16 protein-coding genes and 1 riboswitch are annotated in these 19,830 nt (G+C 37.2%); of the genes, 2 read left to right on the top strand and 14 right to left on the bottom strand.

Going from position 1 to position 19,830, the window contains the following annotated elements; translation table 11 throughout:
* Positions 1 to 54 precede the first annotated feature (54 nt).
* The gene (locus tag ACQKMR_RS02985; RefSeq protein ID WP_427695953.1) at positions 55 to 840 is read right to left on the bottom strand and encodes a serine hydrolase; all 786 of its coding nucleotides are present in this window, start codon (positions 838 to 840) and stop codon (positions 55 to 57) included.
* Between the two features lie 198 nt (positions 841 to 1,038).
* On the bottom strand, positions 1,039 to 1,206 hold the full coding sequence (locus ACQKMR_RS02980) for a YezD family protein (protein WP_427695952.1): 168 nt from the start codon (positions 1,204 to 1,206) through the stop codon (positions 1,039 to 1,041).
* A 559-nt stretch (positions 1,207 to 1,765) separates the two neighbouring features.
* Between ACQKMR_RS02980 and ACQKMR_RS02975 the strand changes: the two genes are divergently transcribed.
* Positions 1,766 to 3,154, top strand: a complete 1,389-nt coding sequence (locus ACQKMR_RS02975; protein WP_427695951.1) for an amino acid permease — start codon at positions 1,766 to 1,768, stop codon at positions 3,152 to 3,154.
* Positions 3,155 to 3,199: 45 nt separating this feature from the next.
* On the opposite strand, the gene ACQKMR_RS02970 is transcribed toward ACQKMR_RS02975, so the two are convergent.
* From ACQKMR_RS02970 to ACQKMR_RS02940, 7 genes are all read right to left on the bottom strand, one after another.
* On the bottom strand, positions 3,200 to 4,171 hold the full coding sequence (locus ACQKMR_RS02970; RefSeq protein ID WP_427695950.1) for an aldose 1-epimerase: 972 nt from the start codon (positions 4,169 to 4,171) through the stop codon (positions 3,200 to 3,202).
* A 152-nt stretch (positions 4,172 to 4,323) separates the two neighbouring features.
* Positions 4,324 to 4,623, bottom strand: a complete 300-nt coding sequence (locus ACQKMR_RS02965) for a YxcD family protein (RefSeq protein WP_427695949.1) — start codon at positions 4,621 to 4,623, stop codon at positions 4,324 to 4,326.
* Complete coding sequence (locus tag ACQKMR_RS02960; protein ID WP_427696087.1) at positions 4,611 to 5,057, bottom strand: hypothetical protein; 447 nt, start codon at positions 5,055 to 5,057, stop codon at positions 4,611 to 4,613. Before ACQKMR_RS02960 ends, ACQKMR_RS02965 begins: the two co-directional genes overlap by 13 nt.
* Positions 5,058 to 5,260: 203 nt before the next feature.
* Complete coding sequence (locus tag ACQKMR_RS02955; protein WP_427695948.1) at positions 5,261 to 6,667, bottom strand: PcsB-like coiled-coil domain-containing protein; 1,407 nt, start codon at positions 6,665 to 6,667, stop codon at positions 5,261 to 5,263.
* Positions 6,668 to 7,209: 542 nt separating this feature from the next.
* On the bottom strand, positions 7,210 to 10,377 hold the full coding sequence (locus tag ACQKMR_RS02950; protein WP_427695947.1) for a bifunctional cytochrome P450/NADPH--P450 reductase: 3,168 nt from the start codon (positions 10,375 to 10,377) through the stop codon (positions 7,210 to 7,212).
* Between the two features lie 78 nt (positions 10,378 to 10,455).
* Positions 10,456 to 11,031, bottom strand: a complete 576-nt coding sequence (locus tag ACQKMR_RS02945; RefSeq protein WP_427695946.1) for a TetR/AcrR family transcriptional regulator — start codon at positions 11,029 to 11,031, stop codon at positions 10,456 to 10,458.
* A 439-nt stretch (positions 11,032 to 11,470) separates the two neighbouring features.
* Entirely contained in the window at positions 11,471 to 12,124 is a 654-nt protein-coding gene (locus ACQKMR_RS02940; protein ID WP_427695945.1) for an HAD family hydrolase, read from the bottom strand.
* A gap of 673 nt (positions 12,125 to 12,797) precedes the next feature.
* Here ACQKMR_RS02940 and ACQKMR_RS02935 point away from each other — a divergent pair.
* Positions 12,798 to 13,862, top strand: a complete 1,065-nt coding sequence (locus ACQKMR_RS02935; protein WP_427695944.1) for a M14 family zinc carboxypeptidase — start codon at positions 12,798 to 12,800, stop codon at positions 13,860 to 13,862.
* A gap of 524 nt (positions 13,863 to 14,386) precedes the next feature.
* Here the strand turns inward: ACQKMR_RS02935 and ACQKMR_RS02930 are convergent.
* From ACQKMR_RS02930 to cysT, 5 genes are all read right to left on the bottom strand, one after another.
* Positions 14,387 to 14,842: a hypothetical protein gene (locus tag ACQKMR_RS02930; RefSeq protein ID WP_427695943.1), complete on the bottom strand. Its 456-nt coding sequence runs from the start codon at positions 14,840 to 14,842 to the stop codon at positions 14,387 to 14,389.
* 187 nt (positions 14,843 to 15,029) lie between these two features.
* Positions 15,030 to 16,388, bottom strand: coding sequence for a magnesium transporter (gene mgtE, locus ACQKMR_RS02925; protein WP_427695942.1), 1,359 nt, complete (start codon positions 16,386 to 16,388; stop codon positions 15,030 to 15,032).
* 288 nt (positions 16,389 to 16,676) lie between these two features.
* Positions 16,677 to 16,842, bottom strand: a riboswitch (M-box (ykoK) riboswitch).
* Positions 16,843 to 16,977: 135 nt separating this feature from the next.
* Complete coding sequence (locus ACQKMR_RS02920; RefSeq protein ID WP_427695941.1) at positions 16,978 to 18,042, bottom strand: sulfate/molybdate ABC transporter ATP-binding protein; 1,065 nt, start codon at positions 18,040 to 18,042, stop codon at positions 16,978 to 16,980.
* 11 nt (positions 18,043 to 18,053) lie between these two features.
* Positions 18,054 to 18,920 (bottom strand): sulfate ABC transporter permease subunit CysW, encoded by an 867-nt coding sequence (gene cysW, locus ACQKMR_RS02915; protein ID WP_427696086.1) that lies wholly within the window; start codon positions 18,918 to 18,920, stop codon positions 18,054 to 18,056.
* Positions 18,921 to 18,949: 29 nt separating this feature from the next.
* Positions 18,950 to 19,789, bottom strand: coding sequence for a sulfate ABC transporter permease subunit CysT (cysT, locus tag ACQKMR_RS02910; RefSeq protein WP_427695940.1), 840 nt, complete (start codon positions 19,787 to 19,789; stop codon positions 18,950 to 18,952).
* Between the last annotated feature and the right edge of the window lie 41 nt (positions 19,790 to 19,830).

Here is a 19,830-nt window from a genome sequence, read left to right as displayed (position 1 = left end):
CAGCTTGATTCTTTCGCAAAGACCACAAACATTCTAATACTAATAAGGGTTATTCTATTCAGCCATCATGTCATCATAAATCAATTTACCAATTTTACTGATGACTCGACGGCTTTCATCCTCTGATTTCATATCTTCGGTAAGGACGACAGCATAAACGGTTTGAAATTCTGAACGAATGATCGCACAATCATGGGCAACTCCCCGAATTGCTCCCGTTTTACTTGCGACCTTTACCCCTTTACCCATTAGTGATGGAAGTTTATCTCTTAATTGCTGATTGTCAAACGCTCGTAAGATTTTTTCCTGGCTTTCTTTCGTTAAGAAATCACCTGTATGTATGGCTTTAAGGCAGGTAATCGTATCTTCAGCTGAGATAGTATTATCCCGCCCTTCCTTTAATGCTTTGAAATCCTGCATTCTGCGCCCGAGGATGGTATTTTTCAAACCAAGTCCTTTGATGCATTGATTAATTTCATCATGACCTAGCAAGGTCATCATCATATTCGTGGATGTATTGTCAGATACAGTTATCATCAATGTCAATAAATCCTCAACGGTTAAAAATACTTTATTCGATAAGACGTGCAGGACACCCGATCCTCCAGTCACTTCATTAGGCGGAATAGTCACAGGTTGATTTAAATAGATTTTCTTTTCTTCACTTTGACGATAACCTTCGATAATCATTGGTATTTTGATCAAGCTCGCTGATTGGAAGGATTCATCCTCGTGGTAGCCAATAGTATCTCCATCGGCATTTTCAATTTTATATGCAATTCTTCCATCAAATCTTTCAACTAATGCTAAGATTTCGTGCTCTATAGTTTGTAAAGTCATCGATTCTCTTTCCCCCTTAAGCTTTTCTAATTTTAACTATTAAAAACTACCCTAACCTATTCTATCATGCAAAAAGCAGTACAATCTTCTACAAATTCTATATTGATTAAATTTTCATTATAGAACAAATAAAAGGTTTTCACTTACCAAAAACAATAGGAGCCTTCGTATCGAAAGCTCCCTTGTGGTCTGGAATTATTATCTGGCTTTTGCAGGTCGAACCTTCGCTAAGGGGAATCGTTTCTTTTCAGTGGTATCCACCTGTGTGATTTCCCCATCATGAACGGTTATAATAACCGATCCATACTGTAGATCTTCCAAGCTGGAAATGATATGTCTGATTTTTAACTCCTCTTTTTTTTCCATATTATCCCCCTCTTAATAATGGTAATTAAGCACCCTTCATACCTAATAATAAAAAGCGATTGTATGAAAAATTAGCACGTACTCTTCCTACCTCTAAAGCTTCCTTTAGAAAATTGATTCACCTTCTATATCCTCTTTCCTTTATCCCTCTGGATAAGAAATAATCAGTTCATATTGAACTACATATTCTCCTCCCTTCAAATATTAAAAAAATAAAAGGCACCCTGCATCTAACAGGTTAGATGGAAGGGTGCCTTTAGTTGACTAATCGGCAATTTTTATGAGTCCAATAGTTTACATAAAAAATCAATCATACAAAATTTAACACTTTCCATTTATACCGTTAAATTACATTATTCTTACCGAATAACTCGGTATTATTACCACTATAATCCAATATTTACTCTTTGTCAATTACCATTTAAATTTTCTGATTAATCTGTGTATTATATTTTACCTAATTAGCACTTTACCAAACTAAACTATTCAGGATATACTATTTTAGTATAAGTTGTCGGTATATAAATTCAAACTGTATTTAAGAAAGGTTCGATTATAAATGGAAAATAAAAAATGGGGTTTATTGATTTTGACCACATTCGTAATTGGAAATATGGTCGGCGGTGGAATCTTCATGCTCCCTGCTCAATTGGCACAGGTTTCAAGTCCATTAGGTGCTACTTTGGCATGGATGGTTACCGGACTAGGTGTATTTTTAATAGCACTCGTATTTGGTAACTTAGCTGTACGGAAACCGGAGCTGAAAGCCGGTCCCCAAAGTTATGCTCAGTCATTATTTAGTTCTCCTACAAAAGGAAGGTTATCAGGATACAGTATGGCCTGGGGTTATTGGGCTGCAAACTGGGCCGCAACAGCCTCTGTCATCATTTCATTTGCTGGTTACTTATCGACGTTTTTCCCTGTCATGCATAGTACGAAAGTGATTTATACAGCAGGTACTTTCAATCTCGAACTCGGTAAAGCACTAACATTTTCTGTATGTACAATTGCTCTTTGGGGGATTCAAGCAATTCTGGTAAGAAGTTTTAACAGTGCAGGAAAACTAAACCTTGTTGCTACAGTAACAAAAGTGCTTGGATTCTTATTTTTCATTATTGTTACGATTTTCATCTTTGATTCTTCTAATCTTGGAAACGGTGCAGAATTTTACGATACAGCGGGGACATCCATTTCCTTAGGAGCTCAAGTTAATGCTGCCGCGATATCAACATTATGGGCCTTCATCGGCATTGAAGCAGCTGTGATGCTCTCAAATCGTGCTAAGTCACAAAATGATGTAAAAAAAGCTACGATTCTTGGTTTGCTTATCGCTGTTGTCATTTATATTGGAATTACTTTATTGACAATGGGTGCTATATCACAAGACGATTTAAAAGTTTCACAAAAGCCACTTGTTGATGCTTTACAAGCTGTAGTTGGTTCAAACGGTACGTATCTTATGGCCGCTCTTGCTGTCATTTCCTTGTTAGGCTCAACAATCGGCTGGATTGTCGTAGCATCTGAAGTCCCTTACCAAGCAGCGAAATCAGATTTATTTCCGACGTATTTTGCGAAGGCAAATAAAAATGGTACACCGGTTCGTTCCATGACAATAACCAATATCATGACACAAATATTCTTATTCTCCACTATCTCTGGAACGATTTTAGAAGCTTATAAATTCTCTATGATTGTCGCAACACTTGCTTACCTGATTCCTTATCTCGTATCAACCTTATATCAATTGAAATTAGTCGTAACTGGGGAAACATACGATATCATGAAAGGTTCAAGAAGTCGCGATGGTATTATCACTATCCTGGCATTAGTTTACTCCATATGGGTCATTAAGACAGGTACAGCTGACATGAATACGTTCAAACTAGGCATTGCCTTATATGTACTTGGAATCGTGCTATACCCACTCTGGATGAGAAAGAAAGCCTAAACCTAAAAACGCCTTGGCATTCAAATATGCCAAGGCGTTTCTTCTTTATATCTCCCTCAAACTTAGTTTCGTCTTCAGCTGAACCGTTTCTCCTGGTCCTAACTCCCTCAATCCAGTTAATTCTGCTGACAAATCTAGATTAGGAGCATTCGTTACCCATGTATATGGTTCGGGACACACGAACCCCTCCTGATTGAATAATACCCAAAACTTAAAATTTTGATCACCATGATAGTAGACTTGTAGACCTGCATCTTGATCAGTGAGTACGCACGTGTTTTCCAGATCCTCATCATAGCAGAATATATCATCAAACTGTCGCCCCTCAATGCTGAACCCATTTTGAATTTCCCTCGTATTTGGCGTTGTGTAAATCTTTCCAGTTGGTAATGACCTGTCATTCAACTCCCATTGTTTGTTTACAGGCAGTGAAATCCTGCAATCCATCAACTTATTGCTTGATACAAATGGAAAATTGAATATCGTATGATAACCTACTCCCCACGGAAAGGGCACTTGGCCATTGTTGATGATTTCTAGTTGTACATCCAATGCATTATCGTTTAAAGAAAAAGTCATATTTATAGTAAAATCATGTGGGAAATATCTTTTTAGAAGAGGAAAACCACTACTTAAAATCTCGGTTGTTATTACGATTTTTTCACCGTTTATTTCTCTTTTAATAACTTGCCATGGCTTATCATACAAAAAACCATGAATATGATTTGATTTTTCTATTTCATTAATCGGAAATTTATACGTGGTTTGTTTATATGTAAATTGACCATTCTCAATCCGATTAGGAGGAAACAAGATTGGCATGCCATATAATATAGGAACTTCTCTATAGTCTTCTAACGTTTTCGGAGTTCGCAACAACTCAATGTCTTTCTGTTTGAACTTAAACGAGAGAAGATTACTTCCTAAGCCTGGTACAAGTGTTGCTTCTAATGTTTCATTGCCAAACTTTATAGCCTTTTCATTAAAAAAAATGATATCTTCTATATAACCCGTCACTTACTCTCCTCCTTTACCATGAATATATTCATCCTACTTGCATCAACCATTTTTTGCAACAAATGGAAATTAACCAAAAAGAAAACAACAAAACTATCAATATAGTGTTTAAACGACAAAAAGGATGCTCCCTTTAGGAGCATCCTTTTTGTTTAGCTATTACTTTCACTTACTAAGGCAACTATGCCTTCTTCATCATCCAAAACAAGTTCAATACCTGAATATGGATCTATGTTCAAATATTCATCCAACCATAGGCGAAGCGCCTCTATCAAGTTGATGGTAATTAACACTTGTTTCCGGCCGTCAACATATGTTTCAGCGGAAAAACCGTAATCATCATCAAACATCAACTCTACTTCTACCTCATTAGGTTGCACCTGCTTTTTACGAGCAATGTAAACACAAACTGCATTAATGATATCTTGTTCGGAAATTCTTAGCCTCTCCATGGGTTTGGATCCTCTTTTTTCTTCTTATCTTTGAAATATGTGAAAATTTTACGGATTACAACCACTAAAGCAACAACCGCTAACACGTTAATTAACAGCCCAAGTATAGAACCTAGCGCTCCCATATTGGCGAATAGACTACCAAATAGAAGGCCTGCTAGTCCTCCTAGCATTATTCCTTTCATTAAGCCGCCTTTAGAAAACGAGTTACCGCTTTTTGTATCTGTTTTTGCTTTGTTCGTAGTCGCATCGGATTTTTTCGTTTCTTTATTTTGGAAATTTGATTTATTACTATTGTTGTTGCTGTTAAAACTTCTTTTTCCAGACTTGTAGCCCCTTGCATCTACTGATTCCGAATGATCTTGGAATACGTAGGTGCCTACTGGCGAGAATGCTAATGTAATCGTGAGTATAGCTGCCATAAATTTTTTCATCATGATTTTTTTGCCTCCGTTTTAAATAGTATGGAATGTTATTTCATTAAATATCTTCTCAGATTTACTGAACCTCCACATCACCTATCTTTATTTTATCTTATAGTATTTACGTTTATAATCAAAATAAGTTTCACTTTTTTCTATATTTCTTCAAAAAAAATAAGCAGGGTGTGCTTTCCACCCTGCTTATTAATGAGCTATTAATTTACACGAACTACACGGCCATTGAATTTTTCTGCCCAATATCCGCTTCCCATATTAGCAATAGCAACACCTGTTGAACTTTGAGAACCGATAAACTTGCCGCCACCAACATAAATACCAACATGGCCATCAGTTTTATAGGTATTGAAAAATACTAAATCTCCAGGTTGCATCTGGCTTTTAGATACTTGACGTCCTGCACTTGTCAATGCTCCTGTACTGGCTGGAAGATTCACACCTGCCTGTTTGTATGCCCATGCAACAAATGCTGAACAATCGAATCGGCCGTTAGCAATGTCGGATGCTGTTCTTCCGCCACCAAAAACATATGTTGAGTTACCGATATATTTATAGCCTGCTGTAATTGCAGAGCCTGTATTTGCACTGCTTGGCTTGCTTGATGTTTCAGTTTTACTAGCTGTAGGTTTAACAGTAGAACTGTTTTTAGATGAATTTGAAGATGATTCACCCTTAGAAGAACTTGATGCTGACGCTTCGCCTTTTGACGAGCTTGATGCTGACGCTTCACCTTTTGACGAACCTGATGCTGACGCTTCACCTTTTGACGAGCCTGATGATTCATTACTAGAAGCATTTGAAGAATTTACTTCTTCCGCAGCACGGTTAAGTTCAGCTTTCTCTGAAGCTTTACGTTCTTCCTCTTTTTTGCGATTTTCACGAATTGATGCTATTTGTGCTTCTAAACCTGCATCTTTATTCTCTAAAGACTGTTTAAGGGCCTCTGTTTCTGATTCTTTCTTTTCAATCTTTGCCTTCATATTAATAGTTTCTGCTTTTTGATCTTCAATTTGAGATTGCATGCCTTTAAGTTCTACTTCCATATCCTTCAGGCTCTGCAATTTTTTCTCTACAGTCGCTTGTTTTTTTTCTAAGTCAGCCTTATCCGCTTCCTGCTCGCTTAGAATCTGTTGGTCAGCTTCCACAATAGTTGCTACCGCTCCAACACGATTAACAAATTCACCAAAGCTTTTAGAACCTAAAACAACTTCTAAGTACTTAACGTCTCCACCGCTCTCTTGGAATGAAAGGGCGCGCTCTTTCAAGACTTCCTCGCGTTTTGCGATTCTATCTTCCAAAGCTTTAATTTCTTTCTTTAAAGAATCTATATCTTTTTCCGTGTCTGTAATTTCTTGTTTAGTATCTTTAATTTTTTTGTCATTTTCTTTCATTGCTGTTTCAATCTGAGCAATTTGGGAATTCATTTTCGATTGTTCTTTTTTCAATTCCTGAATAACTTGTTTTGCCTCTGAAATATCTGATTGTATTCCTGTGCGTTCTGATTGAATATCCGAGATAGATTCAGCTTTTACTGACGGTATGGCAAAAGCACTCCCTAATCCGAGCATAATAGTCGTGTTTAATACAATTAGTTTTTTCTTCAAACTCATTTCCCCTGCTTTCCTCCCTGTGCATTTCAATTGACCTACTACTTTCCTCTATGAAAATAGCAGCCAAAATAAAGTACTAGGAACTCTTCTCTATTTTTTTACTCATTATGTATTCTTCTAAGGTTGTAACAATATAATAATAAATTCTGAAACTCTGCTAAGTATTTCACCTAATTCGTAGTATAACATCAGATTTTGTCAAATAAGTAATAATAATATTACAATTACATTTCATTTTTAACACCAACCGTAAAATTTCGACTTTTTCACGAGATAAACCTACCATATATTTACAAGTTACTTCCTATTATTTCCTATCAAGAGTTTAGCACCAAAGAACTATATTCTGATAGTAGATAAAAATCTGCTATCGCCAAAATCTTGTAATGGACTATGTCCGCTTAAATTTAATAGGAATGTAATAAAGCATGGAACCTTCAACATTTGTTCAATAAAATGTGAACTTATTGGAAACCCTGTAGCTAACGAATATTAAAAAAGGCAGCGTATCCCCCGGGATCGCTGCTCTCCTCCATTTATGCTCCTGCCCAAACATCCTTTGCATATCGACCATTCTCCTCTAATGATCGCAGCCATCCTGTGGCTTCTTCTTTAGATGTTTGATACAAATGCATATAGCTTTCGATTAACGTTTGTTCAACATCCGGTGCCATTTTGCTTCCGTCTCCGCAGATGTATAGGTGTCCGCCCTCTTTTAATAAAGGAAGAATGACTTGAGCGTTTTCTGCTAACCGATGTTGGACATATGTTTTTTCTTGACCAGGACATCTTGAGAAAGCGGTGTGCAGGGTTACAAGTCCATCATGTTCAGCTTGCACAAGTTCTTCATGATATAGGAAATCGTGTTCCGGATTGCGGCATCCAAAGTAAAGATGGGCCGCCCCTAGGGTTTCACCTTTTTCTTTTAGACTGCGGCGAGCCTGAATAAATCCTCTAAACGGTGCAATTCCTGTTCCAGGGCCAATCATAATGATAGGTTTCCCGGTTTGCTCCGGAAGCTGGAAGTTGGATTGCGGTGTATTGATAAAGCAGGCTATCTTGTCGCCTTCGGAACGTTCTGCTAAATAATTTGATGCGATTCCTTTGTATTCTCCGTTGCCACTCCAGGCATCTCCACGGACGACACTGACAGTGATGCTTGCTTCTCCTTCCTTGTGAAGTGGAGAGCTAGAAATAGAGTAGTATCTTGCCTTTAAAGGAGGCAGTAAAGCTAGAAACCCTTCAAATGGAATTTCACATGCAAGGTACTTTTCCGCCAGGTCAAGCATGGTAATACGTTTGTTCAGGACTTCCTGTTTATAGGTACTGTCCTCTAGAAGCTTTTCAAGCTCTTTTACATGGGGAGGACATACTGTGTGAGTAGCAAGCGCCCGAATTTGAGAACGGGTAGCAGGTTCTTGAAACTCCACATAGTTTGATAGTAACTCCTGAAGTTTTACAGGTTTCTCTGTAGGAAGATGGGCAGCTTTACCTAAATCTCCAGTCAGCTTGACATTGTCTTGGCCGTTTAGATTGAATCGACTGAGCACTCGCTCAACGAGCTCCGATGGATTTTGAGGAAGAACCCCGACATGGTCGCCTTCTTGATAATGAATACCCCCTGGAAGAGTTAATTCTATATGTCGTGTACTTCTTCCGCTATCTTCATGTTGTAATTCTACACTCCTGTTCACAACAGCTGTAAAAGCATGGTGAGTTCGGGCGAGCGGTGTGTCGCTAACATCACTTACAAAATTCATCGTAATCGAGCTACTTTCTCGATCATTTGTATTTAGTTCAATGTTCAAGGTTTGGGCAAGATTCGGCCAAAGAGCTTCTGCCCATTTCTCGTAATCCCCTTCAAAATCATCACTTGCATCTCCATAACCTGTTTCTGACAGACGATTAGCTCCTTTTTGTTCCAGTTGCTCATCAATGAATGTTGGAATGCGTTGGTACGTATTGGCCCAATTGCGGTCTCCGCATCCAAAGATAGCATAGTGAACACCGTCCAATGTTCCATCCTGACATTCCTTCAGCCATGAAACAAAGTCACCTGCATTATCAGGAGGATTTCCATTATAAGATGCTGAGACAATGAGAACAGCTCCTTCTTGAGGAAGCTGGTTGGTGTAATCATTTAAAGGAGCAACCTCTGTATGGAAGCCTTGTTGACTCCCTATTTCAGCGAGGTCACGAGCAATTCCTTCTGCGGTTCCCATGTTTGACCCAAACAGAACAAGTAATGGCGTGCCATGTGCAGATCCGATAGAAGCCGCCGTTGCTTCTATATCCGCATACGCTGGTTCTGAAGAAGCAACGGTAAATGACATCACAGGTTTTCTAGGTGAAACGCGCATCGTTAATCCGTCTGGTTTAAGAGTCAAGGTTTCTTTAACATCCAATTGATAATCTTCATGATCAATCAAGTCAAAGTGCTGTAAAACCATTCCGAGCACCAATGTCGCTTCATGAAGTGCAAACTGCTGTCCGATACAGGCTCGCTGCCCGTTTCCAAACGGTTTATAAGCATGATAAGGGATGGAATCCAAATTCTCGAACCGCTCAGGAATGAACGATTCAACGTCATCACCCCAAACGGATGGATCACGGTGAAGCTCAGGAATAAGCAGCGTGAACACATCACCTTTCTTCACATTGTATTTTTCGTTTAACAGGGTGTCTTCTTTCGCATAAACGGAAAACGCCGGAGCAGTTGGCCACAGACGAAGCACTTCATTCAGCACCATACGAACATATTTCAGCTTTTTCACTTGTTTGTAATCCGGAACATCGTCACCCAGCACTTCATCGACTTCCTGCTGTGCTTTTTTTAACTTTTCTGGGTTATTCATAAGAAAATAGATGGCGAAGGAAAGGAGACCGCTAGTTGTTTCATGCCCAGCTATTAAAAAGGTAATGATTTGATAACGAATATTTTCATCATCCAGCGCCGCACCGGTTTCAGGATCAACACCTTTTAACATATGAGAAAGAAGGTCATCTTCTCCATTATCACCAGTTAGTTTTCGTTCTGCAATCAATTCATCTACAAGAGAGAACATGTATTGAATGTCTTCTCTGAATTGTTTTTTAGACTTAATCATCAGTTTATCTTGAACACCGAGTCGCTGCGTTTGACTCATCGCTTCATCTAATGCACGCACCATACTGTCGATAAAGGGATGGGAAGTTTCCCGATAAAAGCTGTTAAAGCGGTAATTAAATCCGCAGAGTCCAATCGTATCTAAGGTCAAGCGTGTCATATCTTCAGGAACATCAATCTCATCAGCTGGATTTAAGCGAGCCCATTTTTGAATGAGTTGGGTAGCAAGATCAACCATTTTTGCATGATAGCCCTTCATTGCCTGCTGGCTAAAGCTAGGCAGCAGAATGTTATGAGCCTTTTTCCAATTTATCTCAGACGTTTCACTTGTGAAAAGGCCATCGCCGCCAAATGCTCTCACTTTTTGCAGGGCAGGACCGACTTTCTTATCAAATCTTGTTTCATCACAAATTTCTTTAGCGAGAGCAGCACTGGATACAAAGGTACTAATGCGACCCGGAAATTGAAACTGAAAAACGGGCCCAAGTTCCCTTGCCAGCTTCATGTATGACTGAAGTGGCTTATCCTTATCAATAACAGGCAGGCTGCCCAGGGGTCCATAAGTCTTTGGCTGTGGAAATTGATTTGTGTTTGTCATTTTTTAGCACCTCTTTAAATAGATTTGATTACGGAATGAACGTTCATTCCGTTTATTGAATGAGATATCAAATTTTTCTCAAACGTGTAATCGTACAGCATCCCAAAAGCTTTCTTCTACATCTGCTAAAAGTATTGCTTCAGGTTCTAACTCCCCAATACGGACAAGTCGTTGAAGCTCAAGAAACGCTCCATAAATAATGGCAATCAAAGCTGAAGAAGGAAGCTCCTTAATCTCTTTTTTCCCTTTTCCTGAATCAAAAAAACATTTTAATATATTCAGTAGCCCTTGAAAGCTAGAATGACTTTCTTCATTTAAAAAATGGGCACTGCTATGTGTTTTTATAAAATAAAGGGCTTGACTGTGCTCTGTTGTAAAGTGGATCATTGATTTAAAAATATGGTGGAACTGATTACGAATCGATTCATCATAAGGAAACCCAGTCTTAAGTGTTTCAGTAAAAATATTCAAGTACTCTTGAAAAATCTTATTCCCAAGCACTTCCTTATTTTCAAAGTAACGATAGATGGTACCAGCTCCAACTCCTGCTGATGTAGCTATCATTGGAATCGTCGTCGCATCATATCCCCGCTCTGCAAATAGTACTAAAGCGCTAGATACTATACTATCTCGTTTATTAACTGCAGTTTGCATAATGATTCAGCCTTTCATTATTAAATACAGAATGAATGTTCATTCCTTTTGATTATACACCCCATAATATTCCATCTCAATCACGCATTGGACCTATAATTTGCGAAGGTTTTGTTAACGGAGTTGGGATAAAAGGCTGAGTAGCCCTCATTTGAGAAAAGGAGTTAAATAGATAATCTCGTTAAAGATAGAATTTTTTGAGGTTTAAGATAGCTTATTGTATTTTCAATTAGTTTTTCAATATGTTGGACATGGAAAAGAGAGCACTGTAATATCGACTGATTGCGAATATTGAAAATACGATAGATCTGCAAAGATGGCTCCTCAGTTAATTTACTAAAGACACTTGTTGAATAGTGTTCCATTGAATTGTACTCAATTTTTATGAACACCTCACCATAATCATATAAGCAATAGGGCAGAGTTATTCTCGAACGCCTTATTGCTCAATAAGCTTTATCACATCAGTCAATTTCTTTTCCATCATAGATTGAAGTCGTAAATGATGATTTTCAAAAGCCAAGGCTTCAGTCACGGGATTTGGTACAATTACACACTTTAATCCAGCATGTAGAGCCGATTGAAGCCCATTTAACGAATCTTCAAATGCTACGGCTTCTGTGGAATGAATGTTTAAGGCTTCAATTGCCTTTAAATACAAATCAGGCGCTGGCTTTACTTTATCAACATCATCCCCTGTGATAATAACTTCAAAATAGTTTAACAGTCCGAGTTTACCCAAATAATGAGTGACCCACTCTTTTGTGGAACTTGAAGCAAGGGCAATTTTATATCCAATTTTTTTTGCTTCTTCTAAATAATCCTTTACACCTTCACGTGCCTGCGATGTTTTCATCTTTACTTTATATAAGCTTTTTGCTTTGGCTTCAATTTCTTCAATATTGCAACTTTCCCCCAGTTGTTCTTTGAAAAACTCATAAAGTTCAGTATTATCTGTTCCGATACATTTAACAAAATGTTCGAGAGGCAAATCAGATTTATAAAAACCCATAGTTTCTTTATAAGCCTCATACCAAGCCGTCTCTGTGTCTAAAATTAAACCATCAAAGTCGAAAATAACTGCTTTAATCAAATTAATTCCCCCCTTTTTTTCTTATTAGAAGGTCACATTTTCCCCTGAAAAACACATTGATTGAATAGCAAAAGTTTCAAAGTAATTTCTATCCTTAAATAAACGTACCTTAATGAATACCATTGTTCAACTTAATTGTTCTATTATTGAATAAATTAGAGCTTCGATTCAATGTTTAATATTTTCTCCAATTATTCAAGAATAGGGCCCAAATGTTGAATAAAGATCAAACAGTACTCTCATACAAATCTTGCTACGTTTTAAAAAAACATCTCAACTAAAGCACTCGTTAGTTGAGTAATCGATACATATTATTATTAAGCTCCAAAACAATACTTCTATTGAGGCGACTTACCAACTTATCAGCTTACCGTTTTTCTTCATTTTGTTCTGCATTACCTTTGCAGTCGGTTAATACACTCTTTTGTATCTTCATTAATGCAATTATTATCACTATTGATACGAGAATTACATCGCCTTAGATTAAAACCGGGGAAAACCTATGAGACCTCTAAAGTTTACATAGACCAGTATCTAAAGTTGTCCACTAGAATAACGATTCGACTAATGAAAAATTTAGTTATTTTTAACCATTAACACCCAGTGTTATAAATAATAAAATGTTAATATATAGTATTTCTGGTAATTACAAAACAAAAATAGGAGGTATTTGATGAATTTTAAGAAGAAAGTGCTATCAGTTTCATTATCTAGTTTAATAACTTTAAGCGCTGTAACAGCTGTTGCGATACCAGTCGATGCGGTTGGAAATGGTCCCAGTGCAGGAAATGGTCAAGTAACAACTTCAATTCTACATACTTATGACAGCTTGGTAAGTTACCTTAAAACCCAGGATGCTAAACAAGAAGCATTGAAACTTGAAGTAATCGGGGAAACGGTAAAAGGGCGAGATATTTACCTAGCAAAGTACATATCTAATCCTGAAAACCCTACTATACTATTTTTAACCCAACAGCATGGAAATGAACAACTGACTACTGAAGGTGCACTCGAATTTATTAAACATCTAGGCACGAATAAGACTAAAGGTTTGCTAGAAAATGTTAATATCCTAATCATTCCTATGTTAAATGCAGATGGAGCTATGGGTGATGTTAATTTCTCTCTTGATGACTATTTAGCAAAGGGTGATCGACATCTAACTCGTGCAAACGCTAACGGTATCGACTTAAACCGTGAGCATGATAAAAAAACTAGTGAAATGCAAGTGGAAGTAAAGGCATTACATGAAAATGTTTTTGCAAAATACGATATTGATTATATGATTGATTTACATCATCAAGGGACGCTAAGCGAAACAGAGGGTGAACTTGTTTCAGGTTCGATGCTTTATCCAACAAACGCTAACGTAAAACCTGAAGTGTTAGAAGCTTCTAAAAAACTAGGTGCTGTTGTATATAACGCAATAGAACCTACTGGTTGGGGGCATATTGGTAAATATGATGGAGGATCAGGAGAAAATATAGGTCGAAACGGGGCAGCTGTTCGTTATGATATTGCAACGCTTCTCTTTGAAATGAGAGGTATGTCAGACCATAATAACGAGTCAGTTGCACTTGGACAAAAAAGCAACGGGTATCTAATAAAGCAAACAGTCACCACTTTGGATGCTGCTGTTAGAGCTCTTGCTGATAATTCAATTGAAACTGTTGAAGATAGTTTTTGGGACACTCTTCCAACACAAACAAATCGTTCCGGGGAAGAAGCAGACGAATAAAATAATCGACACATCCTATTTTTTCTAATGGGATGTGTTTTTTTGGTTTTATGGCCTTTTTGTCATCTCCAATAAATCGTATGACTCATAGCATTGACATAACCAACGTTTGAACAAGGAGTTTTTCTAGTAATGGTGAAGTTCTCATATTTTAAACATGTCCACCTTTACTTCTCTCTTTTTGCAGTGAATTTTTATTTTATCTATAAAAAATAGTATTCTTACTAACGATGTATTAAGTCTTTTTAACAAGAAGGTCATAACCCCTTCAAGTATAAGGTCAAAACATACTCAATCCACTATAACTTTCATTTATTAAACTCGTTTTATAACTCTCTATTGAATAGCCTTTGCTTCCTTGATCAATTGCTTATTTTTTTGAAGAGTTCTACTATTTTGATCACTTTAAAATCTAGTATTTCATTAATAACTATAATGACTATAATGACCTTTGATGTCTTGGAAGATACCCCGTTCACATCAGACACCTTGCATTAATAAGGTTGTATATTCATCTTTATTAGTTAGGAATGCTGCCTTAATTCTGTTTTTTCCAAAACCAGATAATCTTTAGTTTTAAATATTGATATATCGTTTTCATTAGCGAACATAATTAAATCTATTAAGACTTTATCTGGGGCAAAACCAAAAATCCGAATGTTTAGCCCCTTGTTTACTTGGATAATAACACCTTTGGTTGCCCAACCGACACGTTTAAATTTCATCTGGACAATTTGTTTAGGATAAACTACTTTTTTATAAATAGGCATTGTCAAAAATAATATTTGATACGATAAACGCTCTTTATCTATTCTAAATTTAAATTGAATAAAGATTGCTACAAAAATAAAAATAATTAATAGAAATTGAAAGTAAGGTATTAAACCTATAGAGAAATTATGCGTAATAATTGGCGGCAGAACTATTGTTGCCAGTAACAATCCCAAAAGCACTCTTTGAGTTCTTGCGATATAGGTCATTCTACTCCCCTCCATCTATTGTTATTTTACCACAATAATCCAATTTTCCTCTTAAGATTTTATACCCCATTTGTTGCATAAAAAAAGGTTGCCTCAGCAACCTCCCTAATTGAAGTAAAACAACCGTTAGCTTAACAAGTCTTGGTAAATGAGTTTAGTTAAGATTTATTTTGAAAAAGTGGTTTTACTACATCAATTTTGATATAAACATTGTTGCTATGCCAAAGTATATAAGTAACGATAGTATATCATTTAGTGTTGTAATTAATGGACCAGAGGCTACTGCTGGGTCGATGTTGAATTTATATAAAATTAGAGGAATAATGGTCCCTGCTAAAGTCCCAATAATTAGGGTCATAACTAATGAACTTCCAACCACTAATCCTAGAACAGGATTTCCTTGCCAAACAAAAGCTATAATGGAAATTAATATTCCACAGGTAATTCCTATTATCAATCCAACTTTAAGTTCTCGAATAATGAGTCTGATAACAACTCCTTTATCCGTATCACTAGTAATTAGACCCCTTACAACAACAGCTAAAGATTGAGTACCTGTATTTCCAGTCATCCCTGCAATCATCGGCATAAAGAAGGCAAGTGCAACAACTTTAGACAATGTTTCTTCAAAACCACTAATAATAGTTCCAGACACTAATCCGATAAATAAAAGTAAAATAAGCCAGGGAAGTCTGCGATACGCAGCCACGTGTGCCTTCGTGTCAAAATCAATAGCTTTACCAGATGCCGAAAGTTTTTCAATATCTTCGTTTGCTTCCTTAATGACAACGTCAATAATATCATCAACGGTTACAATTCCTAATAATTCATTATTATTATCTACAACAGGAATTGATAAAAAATCATAACGCTCAATAACATGTGCTACCTCTTCTTGGTCTTCATAAGCAAATACGGAGATAACTCGGCTGTACATAATATCTTGAATTTTTTCATATTCATCATGAATTATCAAATCTCGATATGAGACTACACCTACTAATTTTTTATTATTATCAATAACATACAGATAGTTAATCGTTTCCGAGAACTCCGCAAATATTTTAAGTTTTTCAACTGATTCACGAACCGTATAGTGTTGAGGTATCCACACAAAACGGTTTGTCATTATTCGTCCTGCCGTTTCAGGTGGATAATTCATGATATTTTGAACGATTTTAGATTCTTCTTGTTTCATACCTGAAAGAAGTTCTTCAATTTTATCAGGAGATAGATTCTCTAACAATGAAGCTAAATCATCATTATCCATTAGATCCATTACTTGACCTGATTTTTCAATTCCTAATTTAGTAAGAATTTTTAATTGATGTACTTTTTCAAGTTCCTGTATTAATTCAGCGATTTGTTCTGGAGTAAGAAACAATAAGAAACGTGTATGATGTTTTTCTGGAAGCCCCTCAAAAATTCGAGCAATATCATAGGGTTGGAGTTCTTCTAATATTGCTTGAAATTCCTTCTTTTTTCCTTCTTTTAATGCTTTTATAATTTGAAGAGTTATTTGGTCTTCAGTCATGTCTTTTATCATCTTCGCAACTCCTTTTTTGAGGAGCAAAAAATATTTCCCCTTAACGATATAACAAAAGTAAGAAAAATATTTAATAATTCCCCTTCCTTAATCTTTGTATTTATTTGATTATTATTATGCTTCGTTCGAGTATGATCGTGAATAGTTATCCACTTTCCTAACCTCCCAGAAAAATTAAAAACACCTCCATTACAAATGGAGGTGTTCACACGGTTCATTTACATACATTTCTGAATGACAAATACACATACGTACACTGTCTGAATGACAAAAATACATAGCAGAAATCCTGTTCCTCCATTCGTAGAGCTTTAGCACTGTGTGGCATAGGACAACGCCAGCTACATTAAAAACCACCTTATGTCGATGGTTTCTGTTGACCCATTGGCGTCTTTCGACATTTTTGGGCAGTAGCATATCTCCTACACAGGAGCCTCACCTAACGAGGATATTTAGTTTACAAATCCACTTTAAAAGAGTTTCTTTGAGAAGTCAATGTTTATTTTATAGATAATATTAGATATCTAGTTAATGAAAATACCAAAAAACCGCTAATGAGCGGTTTTTTGGTTAACTTATCGACGTTCTGTTAGATGCCAGCCATATAGTCAACAAAGACCTTCAATTCTTTAGGACGGACAAACACTATTTCTCCTTTTTTTAAATCAAGATTATTATATTGTTCTTTTGTAAGTTCGATTTCAAGCGGTTCATTTATATCCTGACGAATCACTTCAATACGGACAATAGGTCCAATTGTATGAATATGATCAATTACAGATGCAATCGAATCCGTTTCTAATGACTCTCTTTCTATGATAAAGTTATGGGCTCTTACATAACCAGTACTCTCTCCATCTTCACTGTCTGGAACATTTATTTCCACATTTCCTGTTGTCAACTTCCCTTGATGAACCTTGCCCTTGAAAAGATTGACACTTCCGAGAAAATCGTAAACAAACGGATTTTTGGGTTGATCATACACTTCTTCCGGAGTTCCAATCTGTTCAATTTTCCCTTCATTCATGATTACAACCCGATCAGCAACATCCATCGCTTCTTCCTGATCATGTGTCACAAAGACACTCGTAACATTGAATTCATCATGAAGCCTCCTTAGCCAACGCCTTAGTTCCTTACGCACTTTAGCATCCAGTGCCCCGAATGGTTCATCAAGCAAAAGAATATTCGGCTCTACAGCAAGAGCCCTTGCCAATGCCACACGCTGACGCTGGCCACCTGATAATTGGGAAGGATAACGGTCCTTATATCCTTCCAATTTAACTAGCTGAAGCAATTCTGTAACTTTTTGTTCAATCGCTGTTTTACTAGGTCTTATTTTTCTTGGACGAACCTTTAAACCGTAGGCAACATTATCAAAAATGGTCATGTTGCGAAAAAGAGCATAATGCTGAAAGACAAAACCCACATTCCGATCTTTCACATGCTTATTGGTGTAATTTTCTTCATTAAATAAGATATTTCCATTTTCCGCCTGTTCGAGTCCTGCAATGATTCGTAGCAATGATGTTTTTCCCGAACCGGAGGGGCCAAGTAGCGCTACAAGCTCTCCGCTTTTTATTTCCAGATTGATATTTTGGAGGGCTTGATAAGACCCATAATATTTTGTTACATTTTCGATGACGATACTCATTTCTTTCCCTCCTAACTTCCTTTTGTTGATTTAAAGTCTGTTTTCCATTCTATGAAACTTTTAATAACCAACGTTATGATTGCAAAAATGGACATCAGTGATGCCACGGCAAAGGCCGCTGAAAATTGATATTCATTGTATAAGATTTCAATATGAAGCGGCATCGTGTTCGTCATCCCGCGTATATGGCCTGATACGACCGATACGGCCCCAAATTCTCCGATTGTCCTCGCATTACATAAAATGACTCCATATAAAAGTCCCCATTTAATATTAGGAAGCGTTACATACCAAAACGTCTTGAATCCCCCTGCTCCTAGTGTGAGCGATGCCTCTTCTTCAGACGTTCCCTGGCTTTGCATGAGGGGAATTAATTCACGTGCAATGAATGGAAAGGTAATGAAAATAGAGGCGATGACAATCCCTGGTATCGAAAAGATCACTTTAATATCATAGTTTTGCAACAATGGACCAAGGGCCCCATGTAAGCCAAATAAAAGTACGAAAATCAATCCAGCAATGACTGGTGAAACCGAAAAGGGTAGATCAATCAAAGTTATTAAAAAGTTTTTTCCCTTAAATTCATATTTTGTAATCGTCCATGCCGCCACTACCCCAAATATAGCATTAAGGGGTAACGTGATTAGGACAACGATTAATGTTAATTTAATGGCAGACATAGAATCAGGATGGGCTATGGCCGCAAAATAAGCATCAGCCCCCTTTTCAAAGGCTTTTACAAAGATTGCGATTAATGGAACAACTAAAAATAAAGTAAGAAATAGCAACACAATGGAAATAAGAATCCACTGTATAGATTTAGGCTCTTTTGTTGCGTTTCTCGTTAAAATGACTGGTTTATTCGTCTCTGCAGCCACTGAATTGTGATTTACCAACATGTCCCCTCCTATTTCCCGGTATATCTTTTACTAGTCCACCATTGTAAGATATTGATGGTGAACAAAATTAGAAATGTAATAATAAGCATGACAGCTGCTACAGCGGTTGCACCTTGATAATCATACTGTTCGAGTTTTGTCATGATGATGAGCGGTGAAATCTCTGTTTTAAAGGGCATATTTCCTGCAATGAACACAACGGATCCATACTCTCCAAGCGCCCTCGCAAAAGAAAGTGCAAAACCCGTCAATATCGCTGGTATCAATTCTGGAAAGATAATTTTAATAAACGTCTGCATTCGGTTCGCCCCTAGCGAAGCAGAGGCCTCTTCCATTCCTTTTTCTATATTTTCAAGCACCGGCTGGACCATGCGTACAACGAATGGCAGACCGATAAATATCAGGGCAATGATAATCCCGATGGGAGTGAAGGCAATTTTAAAGCTGAAAAATTGTCCAATCCACCCATTCGGTGAGTACAAAGTGGTCAACGTAATCCCTGCCACAGCAGTCGGAAGGGCAAAAGGCAAATCGACCAGACCATCGATGATTCGTTTTCCAGGAAATTCATAACGAGTCAGTACCCAGGCAATCAAAACGCCAAAAACTGCGTTCACAAAGGCCGCAGTTAAAGCTGTCAGAAAGCTTAGTTTATAGGAAGCAACAACCCTTGGTTCGGTAATAGTCGCCCAAAAATCCTGAAACCCCATAGTAAACGTGTTTAAAAAAACCATGGATAATGGAATCAACACGATGATGGATAAATACAGCAATGTAAACCCCATCGTTAGTCCAAAACCAGGTATCGTTCTTTTTTTCTTTTGCTTAACTTCTGTCACTATATTCATCGATTCGCCCCAACTCTTTCTTATTGATTAGCGAAGGAGAA

Origin of the sequence: Peribacillus sp. NPDC096540 (assembly GCF_050278525.1) — a bacterium.
In the GTDB taxonomy this organism is placed as follows: Bacteria; Bacillota; Bacilli; order Bacillales; family DSM-1321; genus Peribacillus.
The sequence above is the reverse complement of the archived record's forward strand: the minus strand, read 5'-3'. Positions and strand labels throughout refer to the sequence as shown.